Here is a 19428-nt window from a genome sequence, read left to right as displayed (position 1 = left end):
AGGTGGCCGGGTTCAGGTGCCCTCGCACCAGGCTGTCGGCCATTACCGGGTACCGATCGGCATGGCGTGCCCGGTGGCCACGGGTCGGGTGTTCCCCGGCTTATGCCCGATCAAGGCGGGGTCGTATCGCATCCCGACCTCGAGAGCATGCTGCACCACCGTGGTGACCCACGCCCGAAACGCCGCATAGTCCGCCGCCACCGACATGGACAGGGCCACACCGTCGGGGTTGTCGTACATGCGCGCGTCCGGCGCCACCGTCACGTGATGGGTGGCGAACTCGACGAAGCCCATCCCGGCCGCAGCGGTCACGGTCAGCGGGTCGGCCGCCATCGACGCGGAACGTTCCCCGGCGAACCATCGGTCGTAGCCCGCAGCGACGAGTTTCGCCCACTTCGGCGCGTTGGCCGCCGCGAGCAGCTGATACACCTCGCTGTCCGCGTCGATCGCGGTCTCGGGGGTGAAGGTGACATCGGAGGTCACCAAGGCTACGTCCAGATCGGGCGCGGTCAGCACCGTCCGGGCGCTTGCGGGGTCCATGCGCAGGTTGTGCGAGGCACGATCGGGCCGTCTGTACAGATGGGCGAAGCCGCCGCCCATCTGCATGATCGTCAGCCGCCGCGCCAACCCCGGTGCGTCGGCGTAGAGGTGGGCCAGGTTGCTCATCGGTCCCTGACCGATCCACGCCGCACGCCCGGTCTCGCCCAGCACCGCGCGCACGGCGTCGATTACCGACCCGGTCACCGGCGCCGAGACTGGCGGGAATCCGGCGGGCACCAGACCGTCGCACACCCATCGCGCTTGCGCGCCCTCGATTTCCGCGCCGGCGACCACCACGACCCCGGTTCGCCCGCACAAGTTCAGCAGGAACCGCGCCAGCCTTGCGCGTTGACCGCCGCCGAATTCGTCACTGGTCACCACCAGCCGCAGCGGCAGCGCCGCCGCAGCGAGGATGAGCGCCAGCAAATCGTCCGGGTCGTGCCCGACATCAGTGCAGATAATGGCGGGCATGCGGTCCATCGGCCGCATGCCAGGCCGCATCGGTGCTCGTATCGAGTCCATCAGTGTGGTCGTCCCTTCTGCTGGGTAGGAAAAGCCGCTGGTACGGAAGTTGTTTCATCTCGTCGGTCGCCAGATCGTCGACCGTCACACGCGCCAGTCCCTGTCGTGTTGCTTCGGCGGCGAATGCCTCTGCGGCACACCGCTCTGCTCGGTAGTGCTGTACCGGCACTCCCGGGATGTCGAAGTCAACGACCAGGCGGCGCTCCATGGCGGATCAATCGGCCGCAGGGTCGCCGGTCCATAGCGGTAATTGCTCAGCGACCCGTCGCATCGTCGCCTCGTCGCACGAGAACGACCGCGCTAGCGGGCCGCCGGACTCGTCTCGGGCGACGATGACCGTTGCCAGCGCCTCGCCCAGCCGCTCGAAATGCGTGGGCAACGTCGCTCCTGGATTACGCTGCGGCAGATCGTCGGTCATCACTGAACCCCTTGCGCATGTATCGAGCGGCCTGGCCGGGCACCGAACCCGGCCCTGCCCTCGGTGGTTTCCATGAACCTCAGAATCGGTGTGCGGGCGCTTGGCCGGAACTGTCGCTTCACGGCGTTGCACTGACGTTTCGCTGACGTTGAGCACCCAGCGCTGCTTCCAGGCAGGCCGGTCGATGACAGACTGGCCCCATGGAACTCAACGGGTCGCCAATCACCGAGTCCGATCTCGCTGCATTGGGTTTGGTCGGGTACGGGCACTTCACGTCCATGCGGGTCGAGAACCACGCTGTTCGCGGACTCAGCCAGCACATGGACCGACTCATCCGCGACTGCCGCACCGTGTTCGACACCGAGCTCGACCCCGACCGGGTACGCGAACTCATCCGTCACGCGCTGCCGGACACGGCGTCTCCGGTGGTTGTTCGCGTCACTGTGTTCGACCCGCACCTCGGGCTCGGCAAACCTGGAGCCGACGCCGACCCGCAGATCCTCGTCACCTCGCGGGAGGCTCCCGCCGTCCCGCAGGCCCCGCTGACTTTGCGGTCGGCCGTCTACACCCGCGACCTGCCCAAAACCAAGCATGTCGGGTTGTTCGGCAGTCTCTACCAGCGTCGCCTCGCGCAACGCGATGGCGCTGATGACGTCCTGTTCACCCTGGCCGATGGGACCATCACCGAGATCGCGACCTCCAATATCGGTGTGATCTCCGATGGCCAGCTGATCTGGCCGCAGGCCGAGGTACTTCCCGGCATCACGATGCGCCTGCTCAGCCAGACCCTCGATGAGGACGTCGTCGTCAAACCCATCACGCTGGCCGAACTGCCGCATGTCGACGGCGCGGTCGCGACCAACGCAGCGGTCGGCGTTCGCGCCATCGCCCGCATCGACAACGTCGACCTGCCCGTCGACCATGAGATGATCGCCAGGCTCCGGACAGAGTACGAATCCATTCCCCCGCAACGCATCTGACCTGCTTTGCGCCACTATTGTGACTAGGCTCGGAACCCACCGCTCGGGGAAGGGAGCACACAGGCGATGGGCATCGTGGTCCGCAGCTGGACCGGCGCCGAAGCGCGCGCACTGCGAGACGCACGGCGAATGAGTATCACCGAATTCGCCGCACACATCGGCGTCAATCCTCGGCTGATCTCCCGCTGGGAGGCCGGCGGCAAGAACATCCGCCCCCGCCCGGTCAACCAAGCAGCACTCGACACCATCCTGGCGCGGCTGGGCAGCGACGAACTGACCCGGTTCGTCGAAGCGATATCCCCGGCCGTCCTCAGCGACGCCCGCGATACCGACGTACCTGAGCAACGCACCGACACCCGCCATCCCGCTGACGGCAAGCTCATGACCTGGATTCCCGAAGGGATCTACCTCGCGGGGCCACAGGACCAACCCGTATGGGTGGCTGGGTACTGGATCGATGTCTTCCCGACCACCAACGCGGATTACGCGAGATTTGTGGCGGCCCAAGGGTATTCCGCACCCCACCACTGGGGCGGTCCGGCTCCGGCCCGTGAGATCGCCGATCACCCGGTGGTCTGGGTGAGCCGGGACGACGCCGCCACCTATGCCCGATGGGCCCAGAAGTCCCTGCCGACCAGCCAGCAGTGGGAGAAAGCTGCTCGAGGTACCCGCGGCAACGTCTGGCCCTGGGGAAACCAACCGACCCCAGCCAAATGCAATATTCGCGGTTCCGGCCCTGGCACGACAACCCCTGTCGCGACCTACGCCAGCGGTGTCAGTCCATTCGGTGTATACGACCTCGTCGGCAACACCTGGGAATGGACCGCCACCGAAACCACCAGCGGCCGGTACGAACTCAAAGGCAGTGCCTTCACCAGCCCCTTCGACCGAGGCGAACCGTCGGCATTCAACGACGCCGCGCATTCGATGCTCGACGACGACACCGGATTCCGATGTGTCGCAACCGGCCTCGCGAACGAGGCGGACCAAGTCGACCGATAGCGGATACTCCGTGTGGCCCGCGAGAGATGTCATCGGATCTCCCGCAGGCGATCGGGGCGCGATATCAACCGCGTCCTGCCTTCACCCTGGGGCCAGCACACGCCCCGATCGACCGACCACACCTCAGCTGTGCGCCGGGCGGCGGGAATCCACGCGCCCAAGTGGGCTTCCGACGGAATCATCACCAAATCGACCGAGTCGGGCAGATTCGCGAGCAGCCGGACCAAGCCTTCGCTGGAGTCGCGAAACACGATCTCGTCCAGCTGGATGCGGTGCACGCGCGCCAGCGCCCTGATCCCCGCAGCCACCGTTTCGGCCGCCACCCCCGCGATATCGCGACGGACGATCCCCAATGCCCGCCTCATGATGCTCGCCCCGCCGCCAGCGGTGACTGACCAGGCTCGATCGGCAGCCGGATCCAAGAGATTCGGGCGCCCCCGCGTAGCGAGCGTCGGCCAGCCGCTGCCGGGCCAAGTACGTCGGGACCGATCGGTTCGAGAGAAAGCATCGGCGACCGAAGAACCTGCACCTCCAACGCCGGGCCCCGAAGCAACAGCCACACCGTCAGAACGATCGACTCGGTCAGATTCGGCAGCGTGGCTGTGAGATCGGCGAAGATCGGCGGATTGCCGCCGCTGTCTGCGGGTATGAAGTCGGACAGAGCAGATAGCACGAAGTGTTCGACGTCGTCGACCATGTGCCGCAGCCTGGCTCTCGACAGGGTATTGAGGATGTCCATGCGGGCCTCCTCCACTACAGTCACCGAACCGGTCCGCAGCAGGAGTCGAGCCAACGTGCGCTCACGCGGCAGGACGACGCTGCGGCGAAATCCGCTCAGCACAACCGACCGGTTGCTCAGGTCCAAACACCACACACGCAAGCCGTCGACGGCATCGAGATCGTGGAGGAACTTCGTCCGCTGCTGACTACGGCCCGCAGTCAAATGCGCTTCGGACGGAACGGCGACATCGCGGGCACCGGTCGATTCGATGGCCCGCATCAACTGCCACAACGCACCGGTCCCCGCGCCCGTCTCGCAGAAGAGGGCCGCGATATTGAACCCGTTCAGCCCAGCCAGATCCCGCAGTCGATGTTCGACATCGCTCTGGTGGTCACCGAGCAGTTCCTTGCGCAGGTACCCGTACATCAACGACGGTTCTCGGTCCGCGTTCGACAACACCCGCGCTCACCTCCGCTCGCCCGGTAGCCAGATCCGCGCACGACGCGGTGGGAGATCAGGAATGGTGCAGGTGACACCCAGTACAACCGCGAGTTCATGGACGGTCAGCCCCAGCGCGTCAGCACCGAAGCGGATATCTCTCCAGCGGGGATCGCCGGGTGGAGGCGCAGCCTGTAGTGCCTCACCCGCATGAACAGCCGCATTCGCGGCCAGGGTGTCCACCGTCCTGCCCTGCATCCACGGCAACGTCCACGACTGTTGCCCGACATACCACGCGGACAGCCGGTCAGTATCGGCTCCAGTTACAAGTTGCATGGCTGATCACTCCTGAGATCACTCGAACACTCGCTGAGTGCGCGGTATTGATGTGTTACTCATGCCACGACATTGAGAGTAATGTAGCTGGTATATATACCAGCCGCAAGGGATGGGGCGATCCACCCTGAGAGGCGGGATAGGGTGCTAACGCACGATCGATGAATGGAGGCCGCGATGACGACGCCAGGATGGGACCGGTCAGATCCGAATGCCCTGCGGTTCCTCATCGGCCGGGAGTTACGCGACGCTCGGGAACGAGCCCGCATGTCACAGCGCCAGGCCAGCGAACACCTCGGCTGCACCCAGACAAAGATCAACTACCTCGAATCGGGCCGTAATCAGCAACAACCTGACGAGGTAACTCACCTACTCAAGCTCTATGGCGCCGACGACGTCCACATCACACGCCTCGCCGCGCTCGCGTCCCAGGCCGACCAGACAATCTGGTGGGCGCCGTTCGGCGACGCCTTCCCGAACTGGTTCCGCACCTTCGTCGGACTCGAAGGGCTCGCGACCTCGGTATTCACCTACGAACAGACACTGCTCCCAGGACAGCTCCAGACACCCGAGTACGCAATGGCGCTTCTTCAGAGGAACCTGAGAGTTCCGCCGATCGATGCACCTCAGGTTGTGGAGGCGCGGATGGCACGACAACGCCTCACCGCAGCAAACAACCCGCTGCGGTATCGCGCCGTCCTGGAGGAAGTCGTACTCGATCGCCTGGTCGGCGGTTCTACGGTGATGCGGCCGCAACTCGAGCGCCTACTCGAACTGCAGGAACTCGACAACGTCGAGCTGCACATCATGCCGCTCAGCGTCACCGTCCACGACGGACTCGACGGCGACTTCATGCTGCTGAACTTCGACAATGCCCAATCGATCGGATATGTCGAATACCCGGCTGGCACCCTGTACATGCAGGAACAGGACCAGGTGCAGTTGTATAAAATGGCAGCTGACCGGCTCTGTGAGGCAGCGCTGTCGGAGTCCGACTCCGCTGAAGTCATCAGAGCCCGAATCAGCACCCTGACAGACAAGGAGTGACGGTGAACACCGGCACCCGCCTCGAATGGCGGACATCCAGCTACAGCAGCAACGGCGAGAACTGCGTCGAGGTCGCCCCCTCCGCCGGCTGGCGGACATCCAGCCACAGCGGGGCCGGTGAGAACTGCGTGGACGTCGCCCCCCGCGATAGTCGCGTCTACCTGCGGCACAGCAAGCACCCCTCGCACGGCACGATCACCTTCGATCTCCACGCATGGACCGCGTTTATCGACGAATCGCGCAGCGGCTCGCGCAGCGCCAACGGCATCGTCAATGTCCGCAAGGACGGAGCGGACACCCTCGTCCAGACTGCGGATGGCGCGATCAGGCTCCGCTTCGACGATGGCGAATGGACCGCCTTCGTTGCCGGAGCCCGCGACGGCGAATTCGATTTCCTGCCGAACACGAATTGACGGCGGCGGCCCGCGCGGCGGCAGCGGTAACTCATGACGGAAGCTCTGACCGTCTGACAATGACGTCGCGATCCGCCATGGCTCCAGCCGCCTGCGCGGTGCCGGGTCGACGAGTGTCATCCATCCCGCTTCTGCAGCATTTGGTGGACTTCTCGCCAGTCGATTCCGGCTGGAGCTTTCGCCAGGATCGCGGCCAGTAGACCCAGCCGTGCGGTGCGGTCGGCGGGGTCGTCGGCCATGACCAGGACATCGTCGAAAAACGTGGTCAGTGGCTCGATCAGGGTGTGGCCGTGGGGGATCCATTCGGTCAACGGCTTGCCATCGGCAACAGGCACCGAACCCATCACGGTCAGGAGCTGCTGCTCGGCGGGGCCGATGAGCCTAGCGGGGTCGTAGGTGGTGGGCGCGGCGGGAGGCAGGATCCGCATGATCCGTTGCAGTCCTTCCACAAGGTCGGCGAATCGGTTGTCCTCGCTGGCTTCGCTGATCTGGTCGATCAACATGTCCGCGCGATGCGGGGCCTCGGCGGAGGGACGGACTGCGGCGATGAGTCCTGGACCGACTGCTTCGTCGCGGAGTCGCTGCTCGTAGCGGGTGGTGATCAGTTCCTCAGCAGTGGACAGGACCGCGGGGTCGATGGTGAGGCCCTGGCCGCGGAGTTGGTCGGCGGCGGTCCTGAGGCCGATTGGGATGGTGACGTCGGCGAGTTCGGGGTGGTCGCGCAGGATTGCCAGGATTCCGGCTGCCGCGCGGCGCAGGCCGTAGGGGTCGGCGTTGCCGGTGAGTTTGGCGCCGACGGCGAGCATCGCGACCAGGAGGTCGAAGCGGTCTGCCAATGCAAGGAGCGCGCCGGGTGTGGTGGTGGGGAGGTCGTCTCCGGACGAGCGGGGCAGCTCCATTTCCCACAGTGCCGTGGCCACTGGTTCGGATTCGCGGGACTTGGTCGCGTATTCGCGCGCCATAGTGCCGGCGAGGGAGGTCATTTCGATCACCATTTGGGTGGCGAGGTCGAACTTCGCGAGGGCACCAGCGCGGGTCAAGGTGGCCGCGTCAGCAGCAGGGAGGCCACTGCGGGTGCCAAGTATGGAGGCCGCTGTGGCAATGCGGTCGGCGCGGTCAGCCATGGTGCCGACCTTCTCGTGGAACATGAGTGCCCCGAGCCGGGCCCGGAACTGGTCAGGGGCGATGGTCAGGTCGACATTCCAGAAGAACGCGGCATCCTCGAAGCGGGCGCGGAGCACGTTTTCGTTGCCGCCGCGGACGACGTCGGCGTCGCAGTCGCCGTTGGCCATCGTCACGAAGACCGGCAGCAGGTCACCCGCGCCGGAGCGGACCGGGAGGTAACGCTGATGCTTGCGCATCACAGTGATGAGGATTTGTTCTGGCAGGTCGAGGTATTTCGGGTCGAAATGGCCCAGGATACCGGTCGGGGATTCGACGAGGTTGGTGATCTCATCGATCAGGTCGGCGTCGCCGTCGACGTCGATCCGGCCGTTCGCGGCCTCAGCCAGAGCGGCGGCCGAGGACACGACGCGTGCGCGGCGCTCGACCGGGTCGACGACGATTCCCGCGGCCTCGAGTACTGGGAGATAGTGGTCGGCGGCAGGGAGATCGAACGTCGGTGTAGCGGACTGGCGGTGGCCTCGGGTGCTGCGGCCCGCTACCAATGTGCCGGCGGTGATCGGGAGGATCTGGTCGCCGAGTAGCGCGGTGAGCCATCGGATAGGGCGGGAGAAACTCAATTCCGGATCACGCCAGCGCATGTTCTTGTCCGCCCGCAACGACAGGGTGAGCCGGGACAGGACATCGGTGAGTACCACTGCCGCCGAACGGCCGGCGCGAGTGCTCTCGACCGCGACGTGCTCGGCACCGCCGACTTCGATCCGTTGCAGATCATCGGCCGAAACACCCTGCGCACGAAGGAAACCGGCGAGAGCCGGAGTGGATTTACCGTCGGCATCGTAGGCTGCGGCGACCTTCGGGCCCCGGCGCACGTTCACGCTGTCGGGTTCCCTATCGGCGATGCCCTCGACTCGCACGCCGATCCGGCGTGGGGTCGCCTGCACGGTGATCTCACCATGCGGCAGGGCAGTGGAATCAAGGAGTTCGATGAGTGTGGCGCGCACGCTGGAAATGCTCGCGGTCACGACATGCGGCGGTAGTTCCTCGGTGCCGATCTCGAACAGCAGCACCGATCCGGGTGCTGAAGTGATCGTGGCGGGATCGACGGGAGAAGTGGCCAGCGGCGGCGGGGCGTGTACTCCGCGCGGATACCCGGCCTCCGCACGTAAGTCGGTCCACAGGGCGGCGATCTCGCGGGATTGCTTGCGCATCACCGCGAACCACTTCGCGCGCTCGGCTGTACTCACCGCACCGCGCGAATCCAGAATGTTGAATGCGTGGCTGGATTTCAGGACATGTACATGCGCAGGGACCGGCAGCCGGGTGGTGATCATCCGGTCGGCTTCGGCCGAGTACGCGGCGAGCAGGCCACGGGTGGTGTCGATGTCGGCGTCGTCGAGGTAGTAGCGCGACATCTCGTACTCAGACTGGCCGAACACTTCGCCGTAGCTGACGCCGGGCGCGTAGGCGATGTGCTCGAAGTGTGTGACGCCCTGGATCGCCATCAGGATCCGCTCGAGGCCGTAGGTGATCTCGACCGGGATCGGGTCGAGGTTCTGTCCCGCGACCTGTTGGAAGTAGGTGAACTGGGTGATCTCCATACCGTCGAGCCAGACTTCCCAGCCCAGACCCCACGCCCCGATCGCCGGCTGAGCCCAGTTGTCCTCCACGAACCGCACATCGTGGGCATCGAGGTCGATACCGAGCGCGGCCAGCGAACCCAGGTACAACTCCTGCGGATCACCCGGTTCAGGTTTGAGTATCACCTGGAACTGGGTGTGGGTCTGCAAGCGGTTCGGGTTCTTACCGTATCGAGAGTCGTCGGGACGTACGGATGGTTCGACGTAGGCGACGTTCCAGATTTCCGGACCCAGCACACTCAGCAGCGTGGCGGGGTTCATCGTGCCGGCACCGACCTCGGTGTTGAACGGCTGACCCAGCAGGCAACCTCGCTGCGACCAGTACGCCTGCAGACGAAGGATCGCTTCCTGCATCGATACGGGGACGGAGGGGTTGTCGTTGTGGGCAGTTGCCGTGGTCATCCGGAAATCCTATCGGTGGCGAGAGCGGGCATTCCGAGCGCTACTCCGGTCGCTGGAGCGAAGAAGCTGGGCAGGTGGCAGCCGCCGCGGCAGGCGTCGGCGACTGCGCAACCGGTGCAGGTTGGCCTGGTGGCGACCGCTGCGTGCACGGCGTCGGTCAAGGCGGGCCATGCTCCGGCGAGGGGTTCGGTGTGCAGGGAACCGAAGTAGACGTTGGAGTGCGGACAGTTCCGCAATCGGCCGTCGTAGGAGACGCTGCCCCACACCATTCCCGATTCGCAGTGCCCGGATATCTGCGACAGCCGCAATCCGAGGGTTGGGTCGTCGGACCGTAACGGGGTGTCGGTATCGGAGGTGCACACCTTCTGCGCGCAGGGCCACGCCACCGTCATCCCGGGGCATTCGGTGGCAAGGAGGTGGTCGATGCGGGTGATCAGCGGCATGGTGACCGACACCGGAATGCCGTAGCGGTCGTCGTGGCGGCCGGTCGGGACGTAGCGCATGACGCCGAACTCGCGCACCCCGAGCGCATGCACATCGCGGATGACGTCCAGCGCACCGTCGATGTTGCTTTTGACCAGTGTCATCTCCGCGACCACGGTGATGCCGGCGTCGATCAGCAGTCGCATCGCGTCGATCGCGCGGTCATAGGCGCGGGGATGGCCGGTTAGTTCGTTGTGGGTGTCGCGGTCGCCGTGGATCGAGACGAGGACACAGCGCACGTTCGCTGCTGCCAGCCGCTTCGCCCGTTCGGCGGTGAGGAAGTGGCCGTTGGTGAACACCACCTGGTACAGGCCGCGGCGTCCACCGTGTTCGAAGATCTCCATCGCATCGGGGTGCAGCAGTGTCTCACCGCCGCTGTAGCGGATGACGAAACAGCCCCGGTCTGCGCATTCGTCGAGGATCGAGCATGCCAGCTCGGTCGGAATATGCTTTTCCGGCAATGCTTTTACCGCGCGCCGGACCTCGGCGTCGCTCATGTCCGGGTCGATCTTCCACACGTTGTAGCAGAATCCGCACGCCCAGTTGCATACGGCGGTGAGCTCGATTTCCAGCCGCAGCGGGAAGTCCAGCTTCGTGTCGAACCGCTTGTCGACGCCCAGCAACGATCCGCGGCCGTCGTCCTGGACGGCTGCTGGCTGCGGGGAGGTCAGGGTGGCGACCAGGTCGGCGGCGTCGGCGGCGACGCGTGAGGGGGCGGCGTTGTAGCGCTTCGCGATATCGCCGATGACGGTGTCGTCATCGGCGCCGGAGAACATCAGGGACACCATCGATTCGGCGACCGCGTTGCGGAGTCGATGGAAGGTGCCGGTGTGTGGGTCGAACAGCAGGCCGAGGTCGGCACGGTATCTCAGCTGCTGGGTCAGGGCCCGGGACAGGGTGGCGGGCATCGCGATGCTCCTCGAATCGGGGACGGTCAGACGGGTGAGAGCCGCGCGAACAACGTGGTGACGTCGTCAGCAACGCGCTCCGGCGGCACCTCATAGGTTTGGGCGAGCGTCTGCGTGATCTGCTCGAGGTCGAGACCCCGGTAAGCCAGCCGCACTGCCTCCGCGGCGGTGGTGTTGACCAGTCGTTCGCAGCGGTCGCGTTGCCAGTCGTGCAGCAATTGCTTGCCCGGGTGATAGCGGTAGTGGCGCAGGATCCACTGCGGCGACCCGGTCGGGGCTTCGTCGATGGCCCGGTAGATTGCGCGGGCCTGGTCGATGTGGTCAGCGACCGACGGTCGTTCCAGCAGTCGACGCGCGTAGTCGCGCACGGCGGGGTCGTCGATGCCGATATGCCAACCGCGGAGCTGCTGGAAGTAGGTCGACACCATCACATCCGCGAGCCCGAAGTCCCCGACGAGGAACGGACCACCCGAACGGCCCAACAATCCGGACACGACGTCACACAGCCACCGTGCCTGCCCCACCGCGCCGGGCCCAGGAATGCCGGGGGCGGTACGGAGCGAGCGAGCGTAGGACGCGCCCTCGCGCAGGTACGGCAGGTCGTGACTCGCCCAGGCGGAGATAGAGCGGACCAAGGCCCGCTGGCGTCGCGTGGTGCCCATGAGGCTGGGACCGGAGTCCGGTGCGATTTCATCGAGGTATTCGGCGATCGAGACCACATCTCCGGCAACGGCTCCGGTCTCGGTGTCGGCCAGAATCGGGACCCGAGGCAGCAGCGACATCGCGGAGTCCTCCAGAATGCCTTCGACATCGGCTTCCGCGAGTTCGTCGGCATCACACGCGCAGCCGATACCGGCCTCGCGTTCGTCGGTCCCGTCGCCGGCGAACAGCACCCCGTCCGGACTTTCCCGGATCGGCCAATCCAGCTCCACGATCCTTTCGGCCACTGGAAGGCCCTTCTCGGCCACCGCGACTCGACCGCGCATCGACCATCCCGAAAAGTGGAGATCACCCACGTACAAGGTCAGCATTCGACCACCCCTTGTTGTTGCCGCCGGTCCCTGGCCGACCACACCGCGGCCGACCAGGGTTGTCATCTCAGTCGCACTGGCGGCTGATCATCGTTTTCGTCTCCACCTTGGGGGCTTCGTACTCCCCACGCTCGGCCGTGGTGGTGGTTTGCTCCGACATGACTTTTCCCTTCCGTCGGTCTCCTGGACGGTGGCTGGAGTGCACGAATCCTGCTACTTCCGAACAGGTTTTCGATCAGCCACGATTCGAGTGTCTGTCGACTGCGGTGTATGTGCTATCCCTGCTGCATCCCGAGTTTCTGGACACCCTGGACTGGATTGGACATTTTCTGGACACAGGTAGTACGGCCGCTCGGGAAACCCGATGTCGCATTCGCCTTCGCTGGACATAAGGTGGACAGATGCTGGCGCCGCCCTCTATCGACCAGGTGAAGGACAGCTTGAGACGGGTGCGCCGCGGACTCGGATTGGCGCGGCCCACAGCACTGCTCACCATCATCGGCGAACCTGTGCAGGCATATCTGTGCCGCGACTCCGACGTCGAGCCTGGCTCTGCCGAACACATCGAACATCTCGCCGCAATCCTGCGTCAGGCGATCGGTCAGCTCACTGAGAGCGAGCGGGTCTACGCCGAAGTGGATTTCAACGTTCGACCTGACCACAGTTACCCGACGCTCACCGACAGGCAAGAGTCCCTGGCCCAGCACCTCAAGTGCGCGGTGAAGACCGTGCGCCGCCGTTCCGACCAAGCCCTCGACACCCTGGCTTATCTCCTGGTAACGATCTCGTCGGCTCCTGACGGGGCACAGACGCAGGCCATCGACCGCAGCCCGAGCCACCACGGCCGGGCCAGCAAACAGGATCCCTACGATGCTGTGCGCCGGTTCTGGGGCCTGCGTCCTGGCGGTGGCGTCGACATTGTCTGCTCCGAAATCCCCGTGGACGAACGTCCAGAGTATGCGTCACCACAGGATCGGAACTACCTGCGGTATGCCAAGTTCGCTGACTTGGACACATTGATCTTCGTCCGTACCCAACTGGCGCAACTCGCTCCCACCGCGGTTGTGCGCGACTTCGCGCCCTCGGAGTACTTCGATACCCAGGTCGAGGTTCTCGTGGTGATCGGCGGCCCACCGTGGAATGCCAAATACCGGGAGTTCCTCCCGCAGTTACCCTTCTACTTTGATGCGAATCCGCTCGGTGAGGACGACCCTCTCGTCGTACCCGAACTGGACAATCGCTGTATGGCTCCACGGTGGACACCCGGTGGCGAGCTGATCGAAGACCTCGCCGTGCTCACCCGGCTCACCGTGCAGGGAACCACCGCGCTACTGCTGGGCGGGTGCCTCACCCTCGGGGTCCTCGGCGCGGCCCGCGCACTACTCGATCCACGACGAGGACCCACCAATGTCGAATACCTCTCCGACCACGTCGGTCAGGATGACTTCGTCGTGGTCACCGAAGCCCGTCGCGTCGGCGGCATCACCGACGTCGCCGACCTCACCGTCATGGAGCCCCTGCTGCTCATGTCCCGCCCCCACGGCGCGAACTGGGGAGTCGTGATCGACAACACCAAACGCTTCACCTGCCATCACCGCTGCTCCCCCGGGCAAACGGCGTGACGAATCTGGACGACATCGCCACCTATGTCGTGAATCTGCCACGGCGGAAAGACCGCCGAGCATGGATCAGCGCCCGGCTACCTTCGGCAATGACGGTCACCTACACCTCGGACCTCGACGTGGTCATCGACGGCCGGCAACTCGCCACCAGCGACCTCCAGGCGCTTGGAATCAAGCTGTTCGACTGGCAAATCGACTCCGACAACCCGTGGTGGAATCGACCGCTCAAATACGGCGAAATAGGCTGCACTCTCGCTCATCTCGCATGCTGGAACCACGCCGAGAAGCACAGCGCAGCCCCGTACACTCTGATCCTCGAAGACGACGCGACCCTCCCACCGGAATTCGCACCACGCCTTCTCCAGACCCTGAACCTGATCGACGAAGTCGATATCGCATTCGACATGCTGTACCTCGGGCGCGACCTGCTCCGGCCGGAAACCCCTACGCCGGTTCCCGGGATCGTCCACCCCGGCTACAGCCACTGCAGCTACGCCTATCTGCTCACTCGCAGTGGCCTGCGTACCGCACTGTCCACCGAACTCACCGAGGCCATCGTGCCGGTCGACGAGTTCCTTCCCGCCCTCTACACACCACATCCACGACCCGATGTGCGGGCACGGTTCGCACCGCGACTCACCGCGCTAGCGTTCGATCCGCCGCTGGTCACACAACGACCGAAGGACGACGCCGGCAGCGACACCGAGAATTCCGACTTCATTCGGTGGTGATGCGCGGCTTCGATCACCGCATCGGTCGCGGTGCCGTCCAGTGTTCGATCAGCGCCGAAAGACGTTTACCGGGCCACTCGCCGATCGGCGTGTGAACATTGACGCCGGTGACGACGTGCTCACTCGGCACGTTCTTGGTCACGACCGCGCCGGCCGCGACGTAGCTGCGAGGCCCGATCCGGACGCCGCCGACCACTCGTGCACCAAACCCGACCACCGAATCCGCCTCGACCACGGGCGGTTCTTCATCCACTCCCCACCAACCCAGATGCGGACTCGTGTACTCGTGGACCAGCTCGCCCATCACGGTCGCGCGGTCACCGATCACCGTCGCATCGCAAACGAACCCAGCGACACACGCGTCCGCGCCGATCGTGACGCGATCACAGATGTAGGCGCCGTGGACGACCCGGGTCCGGTCGCCGATCACACACCCGTACCCGATCCGTGCCCGGTCTTCTACCACGCACTCCATGCCAAGAGCTGTGCCTTCCTGGATGATGACCTGGTTGAACAGCAGACTCCGATCTCCGATCACGACAGGAGTACCCGCCGACCATCGCCCACGTTGAGCTTCCCGCAGACGCGTTTCCTTCGGGCATCCCAGAACGCAGTGCTCGCCGATGATCACATCATCACCGAGCCGAATCGGCCCGTGCAGGTCCCTGGGAGTCACGAGGCGGGCGCGACCTGGCCGACCAGCCAGTCAACCGTCTCCGAGATCGCCTGATCTTCGCGCTCCCGCGAGTCGAAGCCGTGATCCGAACCAGCGATGGTACGCAGCGCCGTATTCGGCCTCGACATCGCGGCCCGAGCGGAAATCTCGTAGGAGACCGCGGTGTCACGGTCTCCATGGACGATCAGCGACGGCACGGTGCTGTCGAGGAATCGTGCCAGTGGGTCGTAGTGGGCGAACTCGCTGAACAACACGCGGCCGAGTTCGAATTCCCCGTCGACCACCAGGACTCCGGTGTCGTGCAATAGTTTGCGCTGCGACGCGCCGAAGTTCTCTTCACCCCACGCCAAATCCGGCTCCAGGAACGTATGCCGCAGGTCGAGGACAGGATTCCACAGCACCAACCGATCAAGCCCATCAGCAAGCCACGGCAGCGACAGCACCGTGGACACGGCCCCGAAACTAGCCGCCACAATCGAAAACCGGCCCGGAAACCGCCCCTGGAGGAACTGCACCGCAGCCTCCAGATCCAGGCACTCGCCAGCAATGGTCACTCCGCGTTGCGTCCCACCGCTGTTTCCATGCCCCCGGAACGAGAACCGCACGACATCAAATCCCACAGCGGTCAGTCGCTCGGCCAAGCGGACGAACATCCCACCGCCCTCGTCCATATCCACAGTGATCCCGTGCACCAGCAGCACGACCCCCTTGGCCGGAACGGATGCCATATGGACCGCTGCGTCGAGCCGCACACCGTCCACTGATCCCAATGTGACGCTCTCAACCGGCAAGGTTTCCTCCGCTCAATCCCCAGGCTCGGACCACAGTGCGTCCATCGTCTCGTGCGATACGGGCCGCGACAATTCATCCTCCGCCGCGAACGCCATGTTCACAATCGTGCGGCGGCCCCGCCGAATCGGGTGCACCCGATGCAGCGTCGTACTCGCCCGCATGAGATACACCTGTCCCGGACCGGCCTCCAGCCGGTGGATCGCGCGATCACGAAGTACCTGCTCGATGCCCGGCTGCTGCTTATCCCACACCGTGCCCGGGACACACTCGACGAATCCGCCGTCAACGGTGTCCGGGCATTCGGCCACCCACACCAGCGCGAAACTGTAATCGTCCCAATGCCATCCATGCGTGTCACCCACCCGGTCCAGCTGGGTAACCACGAACTGTTCGGGCTCATACGGGCATGAATACACAGCTTGACCGGCCACGGCAGCCACAACCTCGGCGACCTCGGGTGATGCATACGTCTCCCGGATCACAACTCCGCTCTCCGCGATCTGCGCCCGCCTCACGTTCCTCATCCGGCGAGGCGTGAAACCTGTCTCGGCGAAAGCCAAGTCCCGACGGACGCCCAACTGCTCCGCCAACCAGATGGCCTCAGCCGCAATCGCATACCGAACTGACGCGGGAAAGAGCCAGGACACCACCGCGGCACCGTGCCGCTCCAGGTCGTCATGCGCGGCGGCGATCCGCTGCGCATGTTCGACTTCGTACCTCGTGTTCACACCACCGGTCATAGCGGACCGCGCTGCGCTCACTTCCACCCGACCCGCCGCTGCAACCACGCAACCGTTGCGCGACCTGACTCGGCGCGGTGCCGACGCAGAGCCACCGACTGCGACCCTCCAGGCCGACGGCTCTCTCGGATCCAGTACCCCGCCAGCGCGCACACCAGCGCAGAGATCGCATCAGGATCGACGCCCCGGGTGAGGGCGTGCGAGCCCAGGATCGGTTCGGGATCGACCCCATGCAGGGCGAAGGCGGTCGCCAGGAACACCAGATCCACCCACGCCGCACCCACGGATGGCCAGGACCAGTCCACGATCATCACCGTGCCATCGGGGCGCACCAGCATGTTGTCGGCGCGAAGATCGGTATGCAGCAACGTCTGCCCGACCGTGGCACGCTCCCACCCGGATTCGAGAACAGCGAGCCGATCCACGTTCCGGGCCGACCACTCGTCCAAGTTACCGGCCAGCTCGCCGCCGGCCAGCTTCCGCCAACCTGATAAGTCCGATCCGAGATCATCGGCCAGGGTCGGTACGTCCGGTAGTGGGTTCGGTGTCAGCATCCGTGCCATGTCCTCGACCACGGCGAGCACCGCCGCCAATTCCGTAGGCTGGTCGAAACGGGGATGGCGACCGGTGACGTCGTCGAATACCAGGACTCGCCACCCGTCGATTTCCAGCATGAACCTCACCGCTGGTGCCGGGATCTCTGCTGGGAGCTGAGTCGCGGTGTCGCCTTCGATCCGGTACCGGTGGGCGAAACGGTCTCTGATGGGGATTGCTTTGGCAAACACCGTGCGACCGTCCACCATCGCTAGCCGGGATGCCATTCCGCGGCTGAATCCGCCCGGTTGGGTCGATCCCGAACGCACTCCCGCGCCCAAGCGACTCTCGATCTCGCCTCGCACCGAGATGGGCAGCTCGCTCCACGCGATCCGGGACACCGGGATTTCGATCTCGGTCATCGGACAATAGTGCCGCGCGAACAGCGGCCTTCACCAGCTAATTTCCCGCTCGGCAGCCCGTCCGGGATGATCGTCGTCCCGGGCGATAGCGGGTCATAGTAGCCCTGACCGAGTAGGAGGCCGTCATGGTCGTAAGCGACGGTACCGAATCTGGAGGTGCCCACCGAGGTCAGCCAACAGGCGGCCGATCAGGACAGATCAGAACCCAACATCGAATACATGATCATGTCCCGACGCTCCTCGCCGACCAGCTGCCAACTGCGGAGCAGGCCCTCACACTGGAAACCCACACGCTCAGCCGTCCGCTGGGATGCGGCATTCCAGGGCTCGACATATAGGTGAAGGCGGCGGATCTCCAGGTCAGTAAGGGCCCAGGCAGTGACCGCTCGAAGCGCTTCCGCAGCGACCCGCTGACCACGAGCGGACTTGACCACCCAGTAGCCCAGCATCGCACGCCCCTCGTCCAGGTCCCGCAACCACAGACCGACCGACCCGAGCGGCCGACCGTCCTCAACCCGCACGATGACGAACGGATACCCACTGCCGGTCGATACACGCTCCCACTGCCGACGCACGAAGGCTTCGCCTGCTTCTCGCGAGTACACCGCCGGAACGGTCGTGATCAACGGGATGTGATCGTCGCTCGACGCCTCTCGAACCAGAGGCAGGTCGCTGATCTCCCAGGAGCGGAGCACAAATCTGTCGTTTGCAGTCAAACGCGGGATATCCAACGGGGCAACCATGCTCGCATCCTGCCGAGATGCCCACGCAGGCGCACGCCCATTTCACACCCGAGATCTGCGGGTTCGGCCAACGGAATGGCTTCACCGCCAAGGTGCGGGACGGCGGTGGGACCACGATCGAGCAATGGCGCCTCTAGTCGATCCAGTACCGTCGCATCGTGCTGCCGTCGGCCCAAAGCTCGACCCCCTCCAAGACCCCGCCGCAAGCCTCGATGACGTATTGACTGAACTAACTTCGTAATCCTTGCAGGTCAGCTTAGGTTTCTGCTAGCTTTCCTCGCCATGTGCGAAGAGGGCGGCGAGCGATATCTGTCGAGACTCGTTGTGCCGGACGTCGGTCGGCTCCAAAGGACCGGTGACGTGTGGGAGCCATACCAGCTTCTCGACGCGAACGGCGCGGTCATCGAACCCGCGGCGAGGTACTTCGCCGAGCTACAGGCCACCGACAAGCAGCCGTCGACGATCCGGTCATATGGCAGCGATCTGCTTCGCTGGTGGCGGTTCCTCGCCGCGATCGGCATGTCGTGGGACAAAGTAACGCCAATGGAGGGGCGCGACTTCGGACGATGGAGGTTGTTGGCGGACAAGCCGATGAGAGTTCATTGGCGGCACCGGACCGACGGCCAGTTGCCCGGTTTGCCCCGCGGCCGCCCCAGCCAGGTCGTCAATGCCGTCACTGGCAGGCCGAGCCCGGGACCGAAGTACTCGCCAGCGTCGCGGGCGCACGCCGAGACCGTCTGGCGGGCGTTCTACGACTTCCAGCTGGAACTCGGCAAAGGCCCATTGATCAACCCATTCCCGCTGGACCGCTCACGACGCTCAAGGCGGGCTCACGCGCACCACAACCCGATGGATCCGCATCGGAAGGAGCGGGTCGGCCGCTATCGGCCGAAGGTTCCCAAGCGGATCCCGAAGAAGATCCCCGACGAGCAATTCAACACGGTGTTCGCGGCACTGAAGTCGAACCGGGACCGCGCCCTGCTGGCGCTCTGGGTGTCCACCGGCGCCCGCGCCGAAGAACTACTGTCCGCCTGCCAGGGCGATGAGGATCCCGGCCAGCAACTGATCACGGTTACACGAAAGGGTTCTCGCAAAGCTCAGCAGTTGCCGGCTTCGCCTGATGCGTTCGTCTGGCTGCGGCTCTACCAGGAATAACTCTGGCGCA

The 19428-nt window shown here is 65.0% G+C and carries 20 protein-coding genes; 7 read left to right on the top strand and 13 right to left on the bottom strand.

The genetic code is table 11. From position 1 onward, the window contains the following. Positions 1 to 42: 42 nt before the first annotated feature. The 3 genes from DFR74_RS29505 to DFR74_RS35660 are packed head-to-tail and all read right to left on the bottom strand — an operon-like array spanning position 43 to position 1480. Positions 43 to 1020: a nucleoside hydrolase gene (locus DFR74_RS29505; protein WP_054814844.1), complete on the bottom strand. Its 978-nt coding sequence runs from the start codon at positions 1018 to 1020 to the stop codon at positions 43 to 45. Then, the gene (locus DFR74_RS36315; RefSeq protein WP_068048176.1) at positions 989 to 1270 is read right to left on the bottom strand and encodes a hypothetical protein; all 282 of its coding nucleotides are present in this window, start codon (positions 1268 to 1270) and stop codon (positions 989 to 991) included. The genes DFR74_RS29505 and DFR74_RS36315 overlap by 32 nt, the downstream gene beginning before the upstream one ends. Before the next feature lie 6 nt (positions 1271 to 1276). Then, positions 1277 to 1480: a hypothetical protein gene (locus DFR74_RS35660; RefSeq protein WP_043737910.1), complete on the bottom strand. Its 204-nt coding sequence runs from the start codon at positions 1478 to 1480 to the stop codon at positions 1277 to 1279. A 200-nt stretch (positions 1481 to 1680) separates the two neighbouring features. Here DFR74_RS35660 and DFR74_RS29500 point away from each other — a divergent pair, with 200 nt between their 5' ends. Further along, positions 1681 to 2460, top strand: coding sequence for an aminotransferase class IV family protein (locus DFR74_RS29500; protein WP_043737908.1), 780 nt, complete (start codon positions 1681 to 1683; stop codon positions 2458 to 2460). A 66-nt stretch (positions 2461 to 2526) separates the two neighbouring features. Further along, positions 2527 to 3462, top strand: a complete 936-nt coding sequence (locus DFR74_RS29495; protein WP_084537811.1) for an SUMF1/EgtB/PvdO family nonheme iron enzyme — start codon at positions 2527 to 2529, stop codon at positions 3460 to 3462. Positions 3463 to 3491: 29 nt separating this feature from the next. Here the strand turns inward: DFR74_RS29495 and DFR74_RS29490 are convergent, their stop codons facing one another. Continuing rightward, positions 3492 to 3785 carry a hypothetical protein gene (locus DFR74_RS29490; RefSeq protein ID WP_043737905.1) on the bottom strand — a complete coding sequence of 98 codons (294 nt, stop codon included), beginning with the start codon at positions 3783 to 3785 and terminating at the stop codon, positions 3492 to 3494. Between the two features lie 38 nt (positions 3786 to 3823). After that, entirely contained in the window at positions 3824 to 4642 is an 819-nt protein-coding gene (locus tag DFR74_RS29485; RefSeq protein ID WP_147265986.1) for a hypothetical protein, read from the bottom strand. A 480-nt stretch (positions 4643 to 5122) separates the two neighbouring features. Between DFR74_RS29485 and DFR74_RS29480 the strand changes: the two genes are divergently transcribed. After that, positions 5123 to 6004, top strand: a complete 882-nt coding sequence (locus tag DFR74_RS29480) for a helix-turn-helix domain-containing protein (RefSeq protein ID WP_198161767.1) — start codon at positions 5123 to 5125, stop codon at positions 6002 to 6004. Between the two features lie 2 nt (positions 6005 to 6006). Continuing rightward, a complete protein-coding gene (locus DFR74_RS29475; RefSeq protein WP_051047393.1) occupies positions 6007 to 6417 on the top strand; it encodes a DUF397 domain-containing protein in 411 nt (136 codons plus the stop codon). 116 nt (positions 6418 to 6533) lie between these two features. On the opposite strand, the gene DFR74_RS29470 is transcribed toward DFR74_RS29475, so the two are convergent. Genes DFR74_RS29470 through DFR74_RS29460 form a run of 3 tightly spaced genes read right to left on the bottom strand, consistent with a single transcriptional unit; the run spans position 6534 to position 12003 of the window. After that, positions 6534 to 9581 carry a glycine--tRNA ligase gene (locus tag DFR74_RS29470; RefSeq protein WP_051047389.1) on the bottom strand — a complete coding sequence of 1016 codons (3048 nt, stop codon included), beginning with the start codon at positions 9579 to 9581 and terminating at the stop codon, positions 6534 to 6536. Then, entirely contained in the window at positions 9578 to 10972 is a 1395-nt protein-coding gene (locus DFR74_RS29465) for a radical SAM protein (protein ID WP_067510747.1), read from the bottom strand. The genes DFR74_RS29470 and DFR74_RS29465 overlap by 4 nt, the downstream gene beginning before the upstream one ends. A gap of 26 nt (positions 10973 to 10998) precedes the next feature. Then, positions 10999 to 12003 carry a PqqD family peptide modification chaperone gene (locus DFR74_RS29460; RefSeq protein WP_067510748.1) on the bottom strand — a complete coding sequence of 335 codons (1005 nt, stop codon included), beginning with the start codon at positions 12001 to 12003 and terminating at the stop codon, positions 10999 to 11001. 401 nt (positions 12004 to 12404) lie between these two features. Between DFR74_RS29460 and DFR74_RS29455 the strand changes: the two genes are divergently transcribed. Together DFR74_RS29455 and DFR74_RS29450 are read left to right on the top strand one after the other, a co-directional pair. Then, complete coding sequence (locus DFR74_RS29455) at positions 12405 to 13625, top strand: hypothetical protein (protein WP_084537812.1); 1221 nt, start codon at positions 12405 to 12407, stop codon at positions 13623 to 13625. Further along, positions 13622 to 14356 (top strand): glycosyltransferase family 25 protein, encoded by a 735-nt coding sequence (locus DFR74_RS29450; RefSeq protein WP_067510749.1) that lies wholly within the window; start codon positions 13622 to 13624, stop codon positions 14354 to 14356. Before DFR74_RS29455 ends, DFR74_RS29450 begins: the two co-directional genes overlap by 4 nt. Before the next feature lie 13 nt (positions 14357 to 14369). Here the strand turns inward: DFR74_RS29450 and DFR74_RS29445 are convergent, their stop codons facing one another. The 5 genes from DFR74_RS29445 to DFR74_RS29425 all read right to left on the bottom strand — a co-directional run bounded on the left by DFR74_RS29445 (position 14370) and on the right by DFR74_RS29425 (position 18263). After that, positions 14370 to 14987, bottom strand: coding sequence for an acyltransferase (locus DFR74_RS29445; protein WP_232110915.1), 618 nt, complete (start codon positions 14985 to 14987; stop codon positions 14370 to 14372). Positions 14988 to 15028: 41 nt separating this feature from the next. Next, positions 15029 to 15793: an alpha/beta hydrolase gene (locus tag DFR74_RS29440; protein ID WP_232110914.1), complete on the bottom strand. Its 765-nt coding sequence runs from the start codon at positions 15791 to 15793 to the stop codon at positions 15029 to 15031. A gap of 42 nt (positions 15794 to 15835) precedes the next feature. Then, positions 15836 to 16552 carry a HalD/BesD family halogenase gene (locus DFR74_RS29435; protein ID WP_051047386.1) on the bottom strand — a complete coding sequence of 239 codons (717 nt, stop codon included), beginning with the start codon at positions 16550 to 16552 and terminating at the stop codon, positions 15836 to 15838. Between the two features lie 29 nt (positions 16553 to 16581). Beyond that, positions 16582 to 17520, bottom strand: a complete 939-nt coding sequence (locus DFR74_RS29430) for a phosphotransferase (RefSeq protein ID WP_051047385.1) — start codon at positions 17518 to 17520, stop codon at positions 16582 to 16584. A gap of 188 nt (positions 17521 to 17708) precedes the next feature. Then, positions 17709 to 18263: a GNAT family N-acetyltransferase gene (locus DFR74_RS29425; protein ID WP_043737892.1), complete on the bottom strand. Its 555-nt coding sequence runs from the start codon at positions 18261 to 18263 to the stop codon at positions 17709 to 17711. 360 nt (positions 18264 to 18623) lie between these two features. Between DFR74_RS29425 and DFR74_RS37410 the strand changes: the two genes are divergently transcribed. Further along, positions 18624 to 19418, top strand: a complete 795-nt coding sequence (locus DFR74_RS37410) for a site-specific integrase (protein ID WP_232110913.1) — start codon at positions 18624 to 18626, stop codon at positions 19416 to 19418. The last annotated feature ends 10 nt before the right edge of the window (positions 19419 to 19428 follow it).

It is taken from the genome of Nocardia puris (assembly GCF_003315035.1).
Classification (GTDB): Bacteria; Actinomycetota; Actinomycetes; order Mycobacteriales; family Mycobacteriaceae; genus Nocardia; species Nocardia puris.
This window is presented reverse-complemented; position numbering and strand designations above follow the sequence as displayed.